The sequence below is a fragment of the Chitinimonas prasina genome (assembly GCF_030160395.1).
Classification (GTDB): Bacteria; Pseudomonadota; Gammaproteobacteria; order Burkholderiales; family Chitinimonadaceae; genus Chitinimonas; species Chitinimonas prasina.
In genome coordinates this window covers 654,839-672,289 of sequence record NZ_BSOG01000002.1, presented here as the reverse complement: position 1 = coordinate 672,289, position 17,451 = coordinate 654,839, and the positions used below count along the sequence as shown (strand labels likewise).

At 60.8% G+C, this 17,451-nt stretch carries 15 protein-coding genes and 1 riboswitch; of the genes, 7 read left to right on the top strand and 8 right to left on the bottom strand.

The genetic code is table 11. From position 1 onward, the window contains the following. The first annotated feature begins 150 nt into the window (after positions 1-150). The 3 genes from QQK16_RS10120 to QQK16_RS10110 are packed head-to-tail and all read left to right on the top strand — an operon-like array spanning position 151 to position 2,529. On the top strand, positions 151-888 hold the full coding sequence (locus QQK16_RS10120; RefSeq protein ID WP_284196339.1) for a substrate-binding periplasmic protein: 738 nt from the start codon (positions 151-153) through the stop codon (positions 886-888). Positions 889-941: 53 nt separating this feature from the next. After that, the gene (locus QQK16_RS10115) at positions 942-1,943 is read left to right on the top strand and encodes an XdhC family protein (protein ID WP_284196338.1); all 1,002 of its coding nucleotides are present in this window, start codon (positions 942-944) and stop codon (positions 1,941-1,943) included. Further along, entirely contained in the window at positions 1,933-2,529 is a 597-nt protein-coding gene (locus tag QQK16_RS10110; protein ID WP_284196337.1) for a nucleotidyltransferase family protein, read from the top strand. The genes QQK16_RS10115 and QQK16_RS10110 overlap by 11 nt, the downstream gene beginning before the upstream one ends. A gap of 77 nt (positions 2,530-2,606) precedes the next feature. On the opposite strand, the gene QQK16_RS10105 is transcribed toward QQK16_RS10110, so the two are convergent. Both QQK16_RS10105 and QQK16_RS10100 read right to left on the bottom strand, forming a co-directional pair. Further along, the gene (locus QQK16_RS10105) at positions 2,607-3,206 is read right to left on the bottom strand and encodes a 3'-5' exonuclease (RefSeq protein WP_284196336.1); all 600 of its coding nucleotides are present in this window, start codon (positions 3,204-3,206) and stop codon (positions 2,607-2,609) included. Between the two features lie 69 nt (positions 3,207-3,275). Next, positions 3,276-5,087, bottom strand: a complete 1,812-nt coding sequence (locus QQK16_RS10100) for a DUF885 domain-containing protein (protein WP_284196335.1) — start codon at positions 5,085-5,087, stop codon at positions 3,276-3,278. A gap of 295 nt (positions 5,088-5,382) precedes the next feature. Here QQK16_RS10100 and QQK16_RS10095 point away from each other — a divergent pair, with 295 nt between their 5' ends. Both QQK16_RS10095 and QQK16_RS10090 read left to right on the top strand, forming a co-directional pair. Next, complete coding sequence (locus QQK16_RS10095) at positions 5,383-6,075, top strand: substrate-binding periplasmic protein (RefSeq protein WP_284196334.1); 693 nt, start codon at positions 5,383-5,385, stop codon at positions 6,073-6,075. A 58-nt stretch (positions 6,076-6,133) separates the two neighbouring features. Then, positions 6,134-7,237 (top strand): PLP-dependent cysteine synthase family protein, encoded by a 1,104-nt coding sequence (locus tag QQK16_RS10090; protein ID WP_284196333.1) that lies wholly within the window; start codon positions 6,134-6,136, stop codon positions 7,235-7,237. Positions 7,238-7,264: 27 nt separating this feature from the next. On the opposite strand, the gene QQK16_RS10085 is transcribed toward QQK16_RS10090, so the two are convergent. From QQK16_RS10085 to QQK16_RS10075, 3 genes are all read right to left on the bottom strand, one after another. After that, positions 7,265-10,417, bottom strand: coding sequence for a glycosyltransferase (locus tag QQK16_RS10085; protein ID WP_284196332.1), 3,153 nt, complete (start codon positions 10,415-10,417; stop codon positions 7,265-7,267). Further along, entirely contained in the window at positions 10,410-10,928 is a 519-nt protein-coding gene (locus QQK16_RS10080; RefSeq protein WP_284196331.1) for a hypothetical protein, read from the bottom strand. The genes QQK16_RS10085 and QQK16_RS10080 overlap by 8 nt, the downstream gene beginning before the upstream one ends. Before the next feature lie 105 nt (positions 10,929-11,033). Further along, the gene (locus QQK16_RS10075) at positions 11,034-11,639 is read right to left on the bottom strand and encodes a hypothetical protein (RefSeq protein ID WP_284196330.1); all 606 of its coding nucleotides are present in this window, start codon (positions 11,637-11,639) and stop codon (positions 11,034-11,036) included. A gap of 178 nt (positions 11,640-11,817) precedes the next feature. On the opposite strand from QQK16_RS10075, the gene QQK16_RS10070 reads away from it, so the two are divergent. Together QQK16_RS10070 and cysM are read left to right on the top strand one after the other, a co-directional pair. Then, positions 11,818-13,287 (top strand): esterase-like activity of phytase family protein, encoded by a 1,470-nt coding sequence (locus QQK16_RS10070; RefSeq protein WP_284196329.1) that lies wholly within the window; start codon positions 11,818-11,820, stop codon positions 13,285-13,287. Positions 13,288-13,432: 145 nt separating this feature from the next. Then, positions 13,433-14,320: a cysteine synthase CysM gene (gene cysM / locus QQK16_RS10065; protein WP_284196328.1), complete on the top strand. Its 888-nt coding sequence runs from the start codon at positions 13,433-13,435 to the stop codon at positions 14,318-14,320. Positions 14,321-14,654: 334 nt separating this feature from the next. On the opposite strand, the gene QQK16_RS10060 is transcribed toward cysM, so the two are convergent. The 3 genes from QQK16_RS10060 to upp form a co-directional block, all read right to left on the bottom strand. After that, positions 14,655-15,221 carry a TMEM165/GDT1 family protein gene (locus QQK16_RS10060; RefSeq protein WP_284196327.1) on the bottom strand — a complete coding sequence of 189 codons (567 nt, stop codon included), beginning with the start codon at positions 15,219-15,221 and terminating at the stop codon, positions 14,655-14,657. A 23-nt stretch (positions 15,222-15,244) separates the two neighbouring features. Then, positions 15,245-15,416: riboswitch (yybP-ykoY riboswitch) on the bottom strand. A gap of 34 nt (positions 15,417-15,450) precedes the next feature. Beyond that, on the bottom strand, positions 15,451-16,686 hold the full coding sequence (locus QQK16_RS10055) for a uracil-xanthine permease family protein (protein ID WP_284196326.1): 1,236 nt from the start codon (positions 16,684-16,686) through the stop codon (positions 15,451-15,453). Positions 16,687-16,700: 14 nt separating this feature from the next. Then, on the bottom strand, positions 16,701-17,333 hold the full coding sequence (gene upp, locus QQK16_RS10050; RefSeq protein ID WP_284196325.1) for a uracil phosphoribosyltransferase: 633 nt from the start codon (positions 17,331-17,333) through the stop codon (positions 16,701-16,703). Between the last annotated feature and the right edge of the window lie 118 nt (positions 17,334-17,451).

Genomic DNA, 17,451 nt, shown 5'->3' with positions numbered 1-17,451 from the left:
GCGGGAACACGCTGCCAGATGCATTACCCCTGGGTACTGTGTTTGGCAGCCATCTGGAGTTGGAGGTGTAGCGATGGTTGCCTGTCTGGATGCGCTTGGCGGCGCGTGCGGCTTGCTGTGGCTGGCGAGCGGTGTTGCGGTTGTTGCGCCATGAGGGCGCGCCAGCCTGCCTTCTTAGGGTGGTTGCTGGGCCTGTTGCTATGCAGTTTGCCGCCAGTACTTGCCCAGGCCGAGGTGCTGACGGTGGTGGGTGAACATGCGCCACCGTATCGCATCATGCAGGATAAGGCGTGCCGTGGCCTGTATTGCGACACCATGCAGGCGATAGCCAGGCGTGCCGGATTCGAATTGCGTTATGTGCAGGTACCCATGGCACGGGCCTTGATGATGATGGAGCACGGCCAGGCGGATTTGATGCTCGGCCCCAATCGAACACCTGAGCGTGAGCGCTATATGGTGTTTCTGGAGGCGGCGTTCCCGCCGGCACGCAAGGTGTTCTATCAACGGTTGGACAAGCCGCTGCTACGCTCCTATGCCGACCTGGCTGGCAAGGTTGTCTCGGTCGAGCGCGGCAAGCGGTTTTTCGAACCTTTCGACAGTGATACCGCGCTGGTGAAGGATCTGGTGAGCGATCCGCGTATTGCGCTGCGCAAGGTTGCCATGGGGCGGAGTGACGCGGCCTTGATACCGGAAGAACTGGGCGACTGGCTGCTGCGGGAGGATGCCATGGAGTTGGTCAAGGCACCTTGGGCGATAGAAGGACGCGCTTCGCATATCGCTTTCTCGATCGCATCGCCCCGGATCAAGTGGCGACCCGCGATAGAGCAGGCCTTTGCCGAGATGGCGAGAGAAGGGGAATTGCAGGCGATTTATGCCCAGTATCGTTAGGGCGGTGACTGGCCACTCTGGTGGCGAATGAGAACGGATAGCAGGAGTCAGGCTTGGACGCATTGGATCTGGCGGTATTGCAGCGTGCCCGTTGTTGGCATGAGGATGGTCATGCCGTATGGCTGGTCAGCGTTGTGGAAACCTGGGGGTCGGCTCCCCGACCGGTAGGTTCATTGCTGGCAGTGCGCGATGACGGTGCCGTGGCGGGCTCGGTATCAGGTGGCTGTGTCGAGGATGATCTGGTCAGGCGCGTCAGCCAGGGCGAGCGGCCGTCGGCCGCTGGCTTGGTCTGCTATGGCGTGAGCAAGGAGGAGGCCAGCCGCTTTGGCCTGCCCTGTGGCGGCACCTTGCGCCTGCTGGTGGAGCCCCTGTTGGTAAGCACCTGGTTGGAAGATCTGCTGCAGCGAGCCAGCCGGCACGAGTTGGTGGCACGCACGGTAGAGCTGGGAACCGGTACCGTTACCCTGGCCGCGACCCAGCGTGGTGCAAGGCCGACATTTGACGGTGAGCGCTTTACCAGTATTTTTGGACCGCAATGGCGTCTGCTGCTGATTGGTGCTGGTCAGTTGTCGCGCATCGTGGCCCAGATGGCCCAGCCATTGGGTTTTAGCGTACACGTCTGCGATCCGCGCAGTGAGTACCACGTGGACTGGGATGTGGCCCATGTCCATTTTGAAGTGGGTATGCCCGATGAGGTGGTGCTGACAATGGAGCCCGATGCCCACACTGCCATCGTGGCACTGACGCACGATCCCAAGCTAGATGATATGGCCTTGCTGGAGGCGCTCAAGTCTCCAGCCTTCTATGTGGGGGCGCTGGGCTCACGCCGCAACACGCACAAGCGGCGCGAACGCTTGGCGCTGTTCGACCTGGCGGATGAGGAGATACAGCGGCTGCACGGCCCGGTGGGGATCTACCTGGGTAGCCGCACCCCGGCGGAAATCGCCATTTCCATCCTGGCGGAGATCGTGGCAGTCAAGAATGGCGTACCGGTAGTGCAGGTACCACCCGCATGTTCGGAGGAAACGCCGGAGGCAGCCAGGCATGCTCCCTGAAAGGGGCCAGCTTGCCGGTTTGCTACTGGCTGCCGGGCGCGGTAGCCGTTTCGACCCGACGGGCAGGCAGAGCAAGCTGTTGCAGCGCTTGCCTGATGGCAGGCTGGTGGCGGTAGCTGCTGCACAGACCTTGCTGGCAGCGGTGCCGCGTGTCGTCGCCTTGGTGCCGGACAATGCGCTCCCGACGACCGTGCAACTGATACAGGTCTTGCAACAAGCGGGATGTCACATCGTGCCCTGCCCAACGGCGCAGTCCGGTATGGGCCACACGCTAGCGGCCGGGGTGGCTGCCACCCAGAACGCCGCCGGCTGGCTGGTGATGTTAGCGGATATGCCGGCAGTGACGGCCAGTACGGCGCAGGCGGTAGCAGGCGCGTTACAGCAGGGTGCTGCAGTGGCAGTGCCTGTTTATGCAGGCAGTCGGGGGCACCCTGTGGGTTTTGCTGCTGTGTGCCGGGATGATTTGCTATTACTGAGTGGCGATCAAGGCGCAAAAATAGTTATTGAACGATTTCCCGCCAATCAAATACCAGTAGATGATCCTGGGGTGCTTATTGATATTGATCGCCCGAGTGATGTTGCGTAGGCGCACTCGCCATGCACGGATTGATAGGCGTTAAGAAATATTTCTTTTCATGATGTCCATCATTACCTTGGGGCGGCTTATTGACTTCGGTTGTTTGTGCGTGGACGGCAATTATCTTTGCTTTTGAAAGTTTCAGTACCGTATATATAGGGTAGCAAGCGTGCAATATTGCGCGCATCGTCGATGCCACGGTGATGTTTACCCTCAAACGTAAGGCCGGATAGTCTGATGGCTTCTCCAAGTCCCGGCTTTCTCATTAGGTTTTGCTTCTCAGCGATCAATTTTTTCAGGTTGACATGCTGCGCCGAAACAGGGTTGGGGACTTTATTGAATCGACAATCTTGCTCAAGCTGCTTGTAGTCATAATCACCCCAGGAGCAAAAGATGAAATTGGGATACTGGTACAGCCACTTTTTGAACGCGAGGATGGCGTCGTGAAACAGTGGAGCACTGTCTACCTCGGCTTGCTGTATTGAGGTAAGTGACTTGCAAAAGGGAGTAAGGTTTGGATGCCTGACAGGCCGGATGAAGCTTTGAAATTCGCTGATGATTTCAAGATCATGGGCGCTTGCCATAACGGCACCAATCTCGATGATTTCCATGTGTTCTCGGGGAACTGATCCCTGGTCGCAGCATGTTGCTTCAAAGTCGATGATGAGATAATTGTCTGGTTTCATATTCTTGTTTTTATTGTTAAGTGGCTGTTGTGATTAATATCCCGCCTAGGTTGGTGGGATATTAATCACTTATCGTGTCGCTGCGCTTTCCTTGATCCAGTCATTGACCCGACGCTCCAGCAGATCCAGCGGCAAGGGGCCGGCAGCCAGTATCAGGTCGTGGAAGGCTCGCAGGTCGAACTTGGCACCCAGTCGGGTTTTGGCGGTTTCGCGCAGTTGCAGTATCTTAAGCATGCCTACCTTGTAGGCGCAGGCCTGGCCTGGGTCCACCATATAGCGCTCTATTTCCACCACGGTGTCGCTTTCGGGCATGCCGGTGTGTTGGCTCATGTAATCAATTGCCTGCTCCCGGCTCCAGCGTTTGGCGTGGAGGCCGGTATCCACCACCAGCCGCACGGCCCGGAACAGCTCGTCGCGCAGGCGACCCAGTTGATCGTATGGGTCGGTTTGCAGGCCCATCTCCCAGGCCAGTTGCTCGGCATAGAGCGCCCAGCCTTCGCCGTAGGCTGTGTACCAGTTGTAGCGGCGAAAGCTCGGCAGGTCGGATTGCTCGCGTGCCAGGGCACTCTGGAAGTGATGGCCAGGTACGCCCTCATGGTAGGCCAGCGTCCGCATGCTCCAGCGTGTGGTGGCCTTGATGTCATGCAGATTGGCAAAGAATACGCCGGGCCGACTGCCATCGGTGGCGGGGGGCTCGTAGTAGGCACCGGGTGCAGTTTGCTCGCTGAAGGCTGGTATACGCTGCACATCGAGCTTGGCGACTGGCAGGTGGCCAAACGCCTGGGGTAGTGCGGCCTGTGCTTCGGCAAGGATGGTTTTGTAGTCGGCCAGTATCTGGGCGCGGCCCGCGTCGGTGTCTGGGTAGAGGAAGCGTGGATCGTCGCCAAGCTTTTTCATGGCAGCGCCGACATCGTCGGCTTTTTCGCCCTGGGCCTGCAGTATGCGTTGCATCTCTCCCTGGATGCGGGCGACCTCGCTCAGCCCTATGCTGTGTACCTGCTCGGGGCTCAGCTCGGTCGTGGTGTGGCCGCGCAGCTTCCAGGCATAGAACGCTGCGCCGTCCGGCAGGGACCAGGCACCCAGGTTCTGGGTGTGCTGCCGGGCCAAGGCCTGGGTGGCGGTAATCAGTTGTCGATACGCGGGATAGACTTGTTTCTGCAGCGCTGTTTTTGCCTGGGCCAGCAGTAGTTGGCGTTCTTCTGCGGAAATGGATTCTATGCCGCTGGTTTTGCGTGCCAGGTTTTCGTAAAGCGGGTTGCGCTCCTCAGGTGTGGCAATAAAGCGTTGCATATTGGCGACGGATTTCACCAGGGCGAAGTGCGGCGCCACAATGCCACGGCGTGCGCGCTCTGTCTGTTTGATACCCAATTGCCCCAGCGTGGTCGGCATAGCCTTCAGCCGGGCAATGTAATGCTCGGCGTCAACGCGGTCGTTGATCTGGTGCGTGCTCAGCAAAAAGTTGGGTAGGCTTTGCTGCTCGCCCCACAGCTGGTTGACCGGGAAGTCGTGATAGCGAAAGCGTTCTCCTGCCAGCTCGTACTCCAGCACAGTCTGCATGGTGTCGAAGGAGAGTTGGTCGGCGGGGCTCAGGCTGTTGCGATCATACGCCTGCAAGGTGGCAAGGTTCTGCTTGCTGCGGGCCAGTTGGCGCGCTTCCTGGGCATCGGAGTTATCGTCCAGCCTGGCGTTGTGTCCACGCAGGCCCCAGGGTTCCAGCAGGCGCAGGTCGGATAGCGCCTGCGGCGAATCCAGTGCCTGCTGCAGCGATACCCGCTCAAAGAATACCCGTATTGACCACGGCCTGAACCAGATGGCATTGATGACCACTGCGCTGACGAGCAGTGCGGCCAGTATCAGGCTAAGCCAGATTTTGCGTTTCACGACACGATCTCCGAATGGGCATGGGGCAGGTGCGGCGAGCGCCATTGTGCCAGCCTATTATTGTGTCAGGCTATTACGGAGCTTGCGGTGTTGCGTCGGGGCTATGGCATCGGCTACCGGTCATCCACCAGTCCTGTTTGCAGGGGTATCGATCGGCTAATACGTACAAGGGGGCGCCGCGAGTGGTGCCTCTATACATGGGTGAGGGTGGCACGACGCAGGCCAGGCACAAGCCTATTCGGCGCATTGATAGCCACCCCGTAGGGCCTTGGTCAACCAGGGGGAGGCACGATGGGTGTTCGCCGTGCATCGCATCCTGGCAACGTGCCTGCTGGTGCTGTTTGCTATGTCCTCGTTGGCAGCTAACGAGCTGCGCCTGGGCCGTAGTGACCAGCCTTCGGAATTGACTGACCGTGCTGAGGCCGTGCTGCGAGTGGCTTACCAGCGCCTGGGTGTCACGCCTCGGTTTGAACCCTATCCCTTGCGGCGCTCATTGGCACTGGCCGCCAAGGGCGAGCTGGATGGCGATACCATGCGCGTGGCCGAGCTGGCTCATGAGATACCCAGCCTGGTAAGAGTCGCCGTACCAGTGGTTAGCCTCAGCGTGGTGGCCTACGGCCATGATAGCTGCCCCAACCAGATCAGTTGGGCGCAACTGTTGGCAAAGCGGTTAGTTCATGAGCGCGGTGTGCTGGTGCTGGAGCGCAGGACCCGGCAGGTTGCCGTGCTGAACTCCTCAGGCAATGACGATGCTTTGCGCATGGTCAGCGAAGGCTTGGCCGACTATGCGGTAGGCGTGGGTGTGGAACTGGATGCGGCCAGGGAGCGGCATCCGCGTTACCTGCTCTGCCGGGTGTCCACCCCGGTTGAGGAAGTACCGCTGTATCATTACCTGCATAAACGGCATCGTGGCCTGGCAGCCCGGTTGACGGGAGTGCTGGAGGACATGCAGCGCAAGGGCGAGTTGGCGATTTCCCCAGCACCCTGATGGTAAGGCGGAACGGCGTGTAAGATAAGGCCATCCTTGCAACCAAGCCTTTTCCGCCATGAGTAATCGCGTTTGGGTGGCCAGTGCCATCCACAAGATCGAGGCCGATTTCAATCGTTCGGCTGATACCCATCTGATCCCGCTGGATTTGCCGGGCTACCCTGGCATACAGGTGTACTTCAAGGACGAATCCAGCCACCCTACCGGCAGCCTCAAGCACAGGTTGGCACGCTCGCTGTTCCTCTACGCCTTGACCAATGGCTGGTTGCACGCCGGTAGTACGGTGATCGAGGCGTCCAGTGGCTCCACGGCGGTATCGGAAGCCTATTTTGCGCGGCTGCTGGGCTTGCCTTTTGTGGCCGTCATGCCGGCCAGTACCTCGCCGGAGAAGATTGCCGCCATCGAATTCTACGGCGGCCGCTGTCATCTGGTGGACGATCCGGGTGCCATCAACGCCGAGTCGGAACGGTTGGCGCGCGAGACCGGGGGCCACTTCATGGATCAATTCACCTACGCAGAACGGGCAACCGACTGGCGAGCCAATAACAATATCGCCGAATCCATCTTCAAGCAGATGGCCGAAGAGCCGCATCCCATTCCGGACTGGATAGTGTGCAGCCCGGGTACGGGAGGGACCAGTGCCACGCTGGGCAGGTATGTCCGCTACCGGCGCTATGTGACCCGGATACTTTGTGTCGATCCTGAGACTTCGGTGTTCTTCGACTACTACCAAAGCGCCCTGGCGGGCAAACCCGATAACCAGCTGACCTTGCCGTGTGGCTCCCGCATTGAAGGCATAGGCCGGCCCAGGGTCGAGCCCAGCTTTATCCCGCATTGTGTCGAGGCCATGCTCAAGGTGCCGGATGTACTCAGCCTGGCGGCCATGCGCTATGTCAGCGAACGGCTGGGGCGCAGGGTAGGGGGCTCGACCGGCACCAACTTCGTCGGTGTGCTGTCGCTGGCGCAGCAGATGCAGGCTGAGGGCCACAGCGGCTCCATCGTGACCATACTGTGCGATAGCGGCGAGCGCTATGCCCACAGCTATTACAACCCGGCTTGGTACACGGAGCGGGGCATGGATATTGATGCAGCTGACACATTGGTGGCCGCCGCCGTGCATGGTGCGGCCTTACCTGTTTTGGCCGCAGCGGGTATGCGTTGAGCGAATGCCTGCAGTGGGTAACAGGCGCTAAACGCTGACATGCAATACCCTGCTGCCTTGCAGATACACCTGGTAGCGGGAACGATAGCGTTCACGCAATTGGGTTCCCCATTTTTCGCGCATCAGGGCCGCTTCTGCTTGCCACACCGGGTCGTCGTTTGCCGTGCTGCCACGGGTGGTTGAGGCGTCGTGGGTGAGGCGGGCGTCCACGGCCTGGACGATGCGCCAGCCGGCCTGCCGTACGGCCAGGCAGAAATCCACATCGTTGTAATTGACGGCAAAGCGGCAATCGAAGCCGCCGGCAGCGAGCAGGGCGTCGCGTCTGACCAGCAGGCAGGCGCCGGTGGCGGCCGATACATTGCGGTTGAGCAGGCACTCGTAGCGCTCGCCCCAGCTGCGTAGCTCGGCGGCAATCCATTGTGGGTCGGTTTCTATCCCGTTGTGCTGCAAGCTGCCATCGGGGAAGAACAGTGTCGCCCCCACCACGCCTACACCTGGCAGGCGCATGAAGCGCGCCATGCGTTGCAGCCATTCGGGGTGCTGAACGGTGACATCGTCGTTCAGGAACAACAGCAGGGGCGCCTGGCTGCGCTCGGCAACCCGCTGATTGATGGCGGCCCAGTTGAACGGGCTGTCGTCACGCTCCCAGCTGATACGGGCATCGCTGGCTGCCAGCGCCTCGACGGCGGCCAGCATGGTCTCGGTACAGAGGTTGGCAACGATGGTGATGTGCAGCTGCGGGTAGTCTGTCGCCTGGAGCAAGCCGGCCACGCACGCCTGCAAGCCCTCCATATTGCTATGTGTGGGGATGATCACATGCACCAGCTCGCCGCTGGCTGGCCAATCGGCCAGTATGCCAGGATAGCTTTCGTCCCAACCGACCTGGGCATCGCCTATGCCTAGGCGTGCCAGGTTTTCCTGCACCGCGGCCAGCGCGGCATCGTGTGCCCAGGGCTTGGCCGCGCGGCTATGGGCAAGCGAGCCTGCTACCGCGCGCCAGTCGTACAAGACCTTGGGCAGGTGGGCTATCTGGTCGGCCGCCAGTGCCGAACTGGCGCGCAGCAACAGGTCGTAATCCTGCGCCCCGTGGCTGGCCGGCCTGTAGCCACCCAGCGCCAGCACCCGCTCACGGCGGTATAGCGTCAGGTGATTGGGATAATTGATCGAATGCAGTAGCTCCGGTGACCAGTCCGGCTTGCGGAAGACCTGCAAGGCGCGGCCAGACTCGTCTATGGTCTGGCTGTCGCTATAGATCAGTTGCAGCTCGGGCTGTGCCTGCAGCAGCAGTGCGACCTCCAGCAGGGCTTCCGGGTAGAGCAGGTCATCATGATCAAGCGGCACCAGCCACTCGCCCTGCGCCATCTGTATGCCTTCGTTGCTGGCAGCCACAATGCCGCCCTGCTCACTCCGCCTGCGGCAGCGTACCCTGGGGTTGCCTGCCTGATCGCGTGCAAAATCGTCCAGCACGGCTAGCGTCTCGGCCCGGCTGGAGCCGTCGTCGATCAGGCACAGCTCCCAATCGGCCAGATGCTGGTTCACCACACTGGCCAGCGTTTGGGTCAGGATGGCTGCTGCCGTGTTATAGACCGGCAGGATAATGGAGAAGCGTGGCCGGCCTTGGGCTATTGCCAGGCCGGCTAGGCGGGCAGCGCTCTCCGTCGTGCCGGTCGGCAGGCCCAGTGCAGTCTGGCTGCGGGTCTGCCAGGACTGTGCCTCGCGGTTTCTCTCCAGTGCGGTGGCGAGCTGCTGCTGCTCATGCCTGGCCTCGGCCAGGGCAGCATCCTTGGCATCGTGCTGCTGTTCCAGGCCATCGACCAGGCTGGCGATGGCTGCCAGTTGCGGCCCGCTCAACTGGCCAGCTATCCGGGCCTGCACCACGGCTTGCCAGGGTTGGTAGCCCTTGGCCTGGTGGTTGCTGCGCTGGTCGCTCTCCAGGCTATCGCCCAGCAGGCGGTATTCGCAGCTGATGCTATCCAGGTGGGTAAAGCGCCTCCCTGCCAGTACCAACCGGCTGAGCAGATCCCAATCCTCGTAGGCCCCCAGTTCGCTGTCGAAGCGCTGAGACTTGAGCAGGGAAGCGCGCCAGACCAGGGCGTGGATGGGGATGTAGTTGCCGACGAGAAGCCGCGCGGCATTGAAGGGGCGGTTCAGGGTGGCCACCACATGGCCAGTCTGTAGCGTGTCGCCTTGCAGCACGCAGGGGCGCAACTGGCAGCCGGCATAGGCGGCATCGACATTGCTATCCTGCTGCAACTCGGCGATCAACTGGGTGTAATGGTCTTGATAGACCACGTCATCTTCGTCGAGTATGGCCAGATAATCCCCTCTGGCCGCAGCGATGCCCAGGTTGAGGTTGTCACTGCGATTGCTTACACCGGGAACGATGTGTAGCTCCAGCGTCTGGAAGGCGGCCAGTGCCGGTTCGTCGTCGCCAAACCAGACCAGTACGACCTCCAGCATGGGATAGCGTTGTCGCTGCAGACTGCTGAGCGCATGTTGCAATAGCGCGTTGCGGCTGGCGCGGATAATGACCGACAGCAGGGGGGGGTGTTCGAAGAAGCGTTGGGGCGTGCCATCCCAGTCGAATTGGAGGAAAGCCTCGGCATGGGCTGCGCCTGCTGCCAGGCCACGCAGGCTGGCTAGGCTCTCCACATGCCGCAGGTAGTCGTACTGGCACAACTGTGATGCATGGCAGCGCAGCGCGGCCAGCTTGCTGTCCATGTCTTCAAGCACCAGCAGGCGGTTGATGCTGGGGTTGGCCTGTATGGTTTCGTAAAACCACAGCTCACCTTGCCAGTGGCCTGTCAGCGCGGCCAACAGGCCACGGCTGCAGCGGCGGTGATCCTCGTGCTGCTCCGATGGTGCTGGCAACAGTAGCCGGTGGGGCCGGAAAACCTGTACTGCATCGCGATAGGCTGCTTGTATGGGGCCGGACATCGGTATGGCGCCATCCGGGTAGTGCCAGAAAACAATGTCGTCCACCCCCAGCAAGGCAAGACCGGCACGGCATTCGGCCAGCCTGTCATGGTGCTTTCCTGTGGGGGGCAAACCCGCTTCGCCATCGCTCATTACGACGACCCGTATCTTGCTGCCCTTGCGTACGGCTTCGGCTAGCAAGCCACCGCAGCCCAGTACTTCGTCGTCGGGGTGGGGTGCAAAGACTAGGATGCGATCAGCCATGGCTGTGTATCTCATTCAGTGGTGCCAGCCGCAGCAGATGCATATGCAGCCTGCTGGCCGGCCATTCGCTGGCATCGATGGCATAGCGATGCAGATCCAGCCGCTTGCCTTCCGGCGTCGTGATTTCTGCCTGCAGCACGCCCTCTTGCCGTAGCGCCAGTCTATCTAGCAGGGCCAATACCCGGGTGTTTTCGGCTGAAACCAGGAAGATCAGCTTGTACAGGCTCAGGTGATGGAAAGCGGTGTGCATGGCGTAATGCCAGGCCTCCCAGAAGGCCCGGCCGGCGCGATGCATATAGATGGCGAACTCCGCCTTGCCATTGAGCAGGTCGATGGCCGACAGACTCATCAGGCCTACCGGTTCGGCGGTAAGGGCCGACTCTATAAGGATGTCCATCTCTATCGGCGGGTCGATCCGGCTCAGCCACTCGAAGCGGGCCAGGCGGCTTGCAAAGTCGGGGTAGAGCGTCCGGCACTGCGGTTGATAGTGGCAGAAGCCAGGCAGGGACATGGCTTGCTGCAGCAGCGCGAGGTCAGCCGCACCGACACGTCGCAAACGCGCATGCCTGCCCTGGTAAAGGGGCAGGCCGTCTGGTAACAGTGCGGAGGTAGGCAATTAGGGGGCTGTGCAGCTGTCCACCGTGATTTCATCCAGCTCTGAATAGCGGAACTGGCTCCAGTCCGAGCCGTCTGCCGATTTGGGCCAGACCATGGCCTGTAGATAGAACTTCGTGCCCTTGATCCCTACCAAGCCTCGACTGGCCAATTCCGTCAGGTTGATGGAGAAGGTGATGCTAGCTGTGGAAGTGGAGGTGGTGGCACCTACCGGTGCTGCCAGATCGGTACCATCGTGGCGGAATTGTGCCAACAGGGTGAAGTTCTGCTGGCCCACGCGGAGCTGGCTGTTCAGTGCCAGGAAGGCCGGGTCGTCCTTGTCGCTGGAGGCCGCAATAAATACCTGGTCGCCGCGCTGCACACCTGTCACCACCGTGGACATGGCGGTGGCGCCCGCATTCACGCAAATAGTGGGTACGACACCATAAGCGGTCGATTCCAGCTGGAACTTGCCTGCCTGGGGTAGTTCCACCAGGGTGAGTACACCGGTCGTGATATCGGTATAGCTGGGGGTGACAGGGCCGTTGTTGGCCATGGCTTCTTGCAGCAGCATGGGCAAGGTGGCGGCCTTGCCCGAGATCAGGAACGTCGCAAAGCGCTTCTTCATGATGTACTCCGGTTGGCTGAGTGGCCGCCAGCGCATTCGCGGGCGTGTTATTTGGGATAGATGATGCGGGCCAGCCGGTCAAAGCCTTCCGTCGCCATAATGCCTTGTCGTACTGCTGTCATCTTGCGGAGGTAGCGTAGCGCCTGACACTATTCACCATGCAAACAGGGAATTCACCATGCAAGCCCGTCTAGCCGCCGCCGTGGCATCGCTCTTTACCGTTGCCGCCCAGGCTCAAACTGTCGAGATCAATCCGGTTGAACACGAGGTGGTGAGCACGGTGGAGCGCTATGCCCTACAGGTGCCGGCAGCCGACTACATCCCCTATGGTGGCAAGTTCAAGGCTGAGTTTCCGCAGGGGCTGCACCTGGCTGTGGGCTCGGGTCTGCGGTTCAAGGGTTACGAGAAGGATGCCTCCCTGAGCTTCTGGGCGCTGACAGACCGTGGCCCCAATGGTGATTCGCCCAAGGTCAAGGCAGGCGAGAAGGCTGCACCGTCCAAGGTATTCCTGGCGCCCGATTTCTCACCGCGCATCGCCACCATCAATGTGCAGCTGGCTGAGGGTGCCCGGGTCGTCAGCACCATGCCGCTGAAGCAGGATGGCAAGGCCATCAGTGGTCGCCCCATTGCGCCGGAGAACAGTGGCTCGTCCAAAGAGGTGCCGCTATCCGATGAGCTGAAGCCGCTCAAGTACGACGATTTTGGCATGGACCCTGAAGGCATCGACTTCGACAAGCAGGGCAATCTGTGGATAGTCGATGAATATGGCCCTTTCCTGGCACAGGTTGACGCCAAGACCGGCGAATTCATGCAGCAGTACATGCCCGGTGCAGGCCTGCCCGAGATATTGGGCGAGCGCCAACCTAACCGTGGCTTTGAAGGTGTGGCCGTGACCCCGTCCGGCAAGGTGGCTGCCATTGTGCAAAGCACGCTGGATATCAAGAAAGAGACACGGGGCAGTGCGCAGTTCCTGCGCCTGGTCGTGCTGGACCCCAAGACCAACAGCACGCAGATGTTTGCCTACCCCCACGATGTAAGCGAGTACAAGAAGAGTGGCGATGCCAAGATAGGCGACCTGGTGGCCATAGACGATACCCGCTTCCTCTTGATTGAGCAGGGTAAGGACAAGAACAAGACCATGCGCAATGTGGTCTACCTGATAGACACCAAGGGTGCGCAGGATCTGACAGGCCTGAGCTTGCCTGACGGCAAGGCGCTTGAATATGCCGACGCCAAGGCACTCAGCCAGTTCCAGGCTGGCGGCGAGGTGACAGGCAGCGGCAATATCGTGTCGGCCAGCGCCAGCAGCAGCTTGAAGATGATCAGCAAGACCCGCCTGTTCGACCTGCGCGAATTGGGCTGGAACGCCGAGAAGGCCGAAGGCCTGGCGGTGGTGGGAGAGCTGGGCAAGTTTGCCGATGCCAGTGAGCTGGCGGTGATCAATGACAACGATTTTGGCCTGAAGGGCGATGTTGCTGCCGCCGAGCGTGACCCGGAGGCCTACCTGGTGGACACCGATGGCAAGCTGGCAGATGCCAAGGGCAATGCGGTAGAGGCCAGCTACCGCGTTGCACAGAGTGATGAGCGCGATACCCAGTTTTGGGTCCTGCATCTGAAGAAGCCCTTGAAGGACTACTTTCCCAAATAATCATTGCCTCTCCGCCGTAGATTAGCCCCGTGCAAACGGGGCTTTTTTATGTGGTATCCGTGGCGTCGCATATAGAAATAGCCAATGCGGCTTTATGGCTGGGGTGGCTGCCTGGGTACAATGTGCGCTCCCCTGGAGTGTAAGCATGTACCCAACACTGGAAGACTTTGTCGGCAATACCCCCCTGGTCAGGCTCAAGCGCTTGCCGGGCAAGAGCAGCAATGTGGTGCTGGCCAAGCTGGAAGGCAATAACCCTGCCGGCTCGGTCAAGGACAGGCCGGCGCTGTCGATGATTCGGCGGGCACAAGCGCGCGGTGAGATCGCGCCTGGCGACACCCTGATCGAGGCCACCAGCGGTAACACCGGCATTGCCCTGGCCATGGCGGCGGCCATGATGGGCTACCGGATGCGGCTGATCATGCCGGAACACCTCAGCATAGAGCGGCGCCAGACCATGAAAGCCTTTGGTGCAGAGATCGTGCTGGTGACCCAGAAGCAAGGCATGGAGGGGGCGCGCGATCTGGCTGAGCAGATGCGGGACGCGGGCGAGGGCATCATACTCGACCAGTTTGGCAACCCCGACAACCCGCTGGCCCACTATGAGGGCACCGGTCCCGAGATATGGCGCGACACAGAGGGCCGCATTACCCATTTTGTCTCCAGCATGGGGACAACGGGCACCATCATGGGCACCGGGCGTTACTTGCGAGAGCAGAATTCCGCTGTGCAGATCATCGGTGTGCAGCCGGTGGATGGCGCCCAGATACCTGGCATACGTAAATGGCCTGCCGAGTATGTGCCGGGTATCTGCGATTTTTCCAAGATAGATCGCATCATGGAGGTCACACAGCAGGAAGCCGAGGCCATGACCCTAAGACTGGCGGCAGAGGAGGGCATCTTCGCCGGTATCAGTTCTGGCGGTGCCATGGCGGCGGCGCTCAAGCTGTCGGCAGAGCTGGAGCATGCCACCATCGTCAGCATAGTCTGTGACCGGGGTGATCGTTACCTGTCCACCGGGGTGTTTCCAGCCTGAGTTCCTGGATAAGAGCCTGTTCAAAGTCTTTTCACCGCGTCGCGGCCCGCTGGGCTCGCAACCTTGCCGGATGAAGGGCAAGGCGCAAGCCGCGCAGCGGTACGGGTACCGTAAGCGGCTTGCAACGCCGCCGTTCGCCGGCAAGGCTGCGAACCCGAAGGGCTGAACTGGAAAACGACCATTCACTGCGTAGTGGCGCTTGGCAATAATTTGTTATTGCCGGCGCGCCACGCCTTGTGCCTGGCCATTTTCCAGAACAGCCCAGCGGGCCGGCGCGCGGCGAAAAGACTTTGAACAGGCTCTAAGGCAGTAGGGGCGACTACCCCACCCGCCGTCAGGACAAGCCGACGCCAGCCAGGGCCAGCAGGCCCAATACGGCGAATATCCCTGCGGCAACCTTGTGCACCAGGGCAACCGGCAATGCTTTTGCCGCTTTGTCACCCAGCCAGACCACGGGCGCATTGGCCAGCATCATGCCTACGGTGGTGCCGGCAATCACCCACCAATAGTCGCTAAAGCGTGCAGCCAGCGCCACCGTGGCCACCTGGGTCTTGTCGCCCATCTCGGCCAGAAAGAACGCTACCAGGGTGGTGCCGAACACCCCAAGGCGTTCGTTGAGGCGGGTGTCGTCTTCGAGCTTGTCAGGTATCAGCATCCAGCCGGCCATGGCGATGAACGAGATGCCCAGTATCCAGCGCATGGTAGTGGGGCCGATCAGCGCCATCAACCAGCTGCCCACAGCACCGGCCAGCGCGTGGTTCACCAGAGTGGCGGCCAGTATGCCAAGCACAATGGGAATGGGTTTGCGAAATCTGGCCGCCAGCAACAAGGCCAGCAGCTGGGTTTTGTCGCCAATTTCGGCCAGCGCAACAATGCCGGTCGATACCAGGAAAGCTTCCATGATTGATTTTCTCCGGGGCCGGCAACAAGAACCATAGACGCATGCCGCCGCGGCCCCTTGCCGTTCGGATGCGTCTGTGGTCTTGCCAGGCAGGATCAGGCGATCCTGTTGCCTACGCCATGGCCATGCGGGCCAAGTATGTTGACGTGGGCTTCCGCCGGGGCGGCGGAACGGCTACTCCCCAAAGACGGGGCGGATTATAACTGCAGCCCCGGCTCACGTCATTGCTTCATTGCGCCTGCTCTGGATGGTGGGCTGCAGCCCTGGGCAGCAACAGGTTCAGCAATATCGCCAAGATGCCACACAGGCTGACGCCCGAGAGGCCAAAGCTGTCGCTGAAATTGACTGCCAGCCCGCCTATGCCGGTGACCAGCACGACAGAGATGATGCAGAGATTGCGCGGGTCGCCCAGGTCGACCTTGCCTTCCATCACGGTCTTGAGGCCGATGCTGGCAATGGAGCCAAACAGCAGCAGCATGATGCCACCCATGACAGGCAGGGGTATGGTGTTGAGGAAGGCGCCGAACTTGGCCACGAAAGCCAGCAGGATGGCAAAGCAGGCTGCCCAGGTCATGACGACCGGGTTGAAGTTGCGGGTGAGCATGACGGCGCCGGTGACTTCGCCGTAGGTGGTTACCGGCGGGCCGCCGAACAGGCCCACCACATTGACGGCCAGGCCGTCGCCCAGCAAGGTGCGATGCAGGCCTGGGCGCTCGGTGAAGTCCTTGCCGGTAACCGAACCGATGGCCAGGATGCCGCCCACATGTTCGACGATGGGGGCGATGGCCACCGGTATCATGAACAGGATGGCGGCCAGGTTGAACTCCGGCTTGCCAAACTGGGGCAGGGCGAACCAAGGGGCGTCGATGACGGGCTGGAAATTGACCGCGCCCATGAATAGCGCTGCGATGTAGCCTGCTGCTACGCCAGCCAGAATGGGGACCAGCTTCATGATGCCACGCGCCTTGATGGCTACCAGCATGGTGGTGAACAGGGCAATGGCTGCCAGGCTGATGGCGGTGGCGTAGGGCACCACCTGGTTGGCGCCGGCCTTGCCGCTGGCCATGCCTACGGCGACCGGGGCGAGACCCAGGCCGATGACCATGACGACCGGGCCGATCACCACGGGCGGCAGGATGCGGTGGATGAATTCCACCCCCCGCCATTTCACCAGCCCGGCGGCGACGTAGTAGAAGAAGCTGGCGGCCGCCAGCGCACCCAACGTGGCGGGCATGCCCCAGGTTTGTACTGAATAGATGATGGGGGCGATGAAGGCAAAGCTGGAGCCCAGATAGATGGGTACTTCGCGGCGGGTAACAAACTGGAATATCAATGTACCGATGCCAGCACCCAACAGGGCCAGGCTGGGGTTGAGCCCGGTCAGCAGCGGCACCAGCACGGTGGCGCCAAATGCCACAAAGAGTATCTGTGCGCCGCCTATGGCGGTCTTGAGCGTATCGTTCATCGTCTCCCCTTGTGTTAGCCGTGTTTGGTGCCGAATATCTTGTCGCCAGCGTCGCCCAGACCAGGAATGATGTAGCCGTGTTCATTCAGGTGGCTGTCTATGGCGGCGGTGTAGATGTCCACATCCGGGTGTTTTTCCGTCATCAGCTTGATGCCTTCCGGCGCGGCTACCAGGACCAAGGCCTTGATGTGGCTGCAGCCGTTGCGCTTGAGCATCTCTACCGTGGCAACCATGGAGCCGCCGGTCGCCAGCATGGGGTCGATGATCAGTGCGGTACGCTCGGCCAGATCGCCTACGAACTTCTCGAAATAGGGCACGGGCTGTAGGGTTTCCTCATTGCGCGCCAAGCCGACAACGCTGATCTTGGCGTTGGGCACCATGTCCAGTACGCCATCCAGCATGCCTATGCCGGCCCGCAGTATCGGCACCACCGTTACTTTCTTGCCCTTGATGCGCTCCACTTCAACCGGGCCGCACCAGCCGTCCAGCATGACTTTTTCCAGAGGAAAATCCTGGCAGGCCTCGTAAGCCAGCAGGCGGCCTATCTCGGCTGTCAGCTCGCGGAACTTCTTGGTGCTCATATCGGCTTCGCGCGCCAAGCCTATCTTGTGGCGAACCAGCGGATGGCGAATCTCATGTACGGCCATGGTGTAACCCCCCTTGTGCAAGGCAAATAACGGCGCGGAGCTTAGACGATAGGCAGGGTGATTGCACGGTGGTTTCGTCTATGCTGTCTGCAAGCCCTTGAAGTAAAGCAGTTTCATC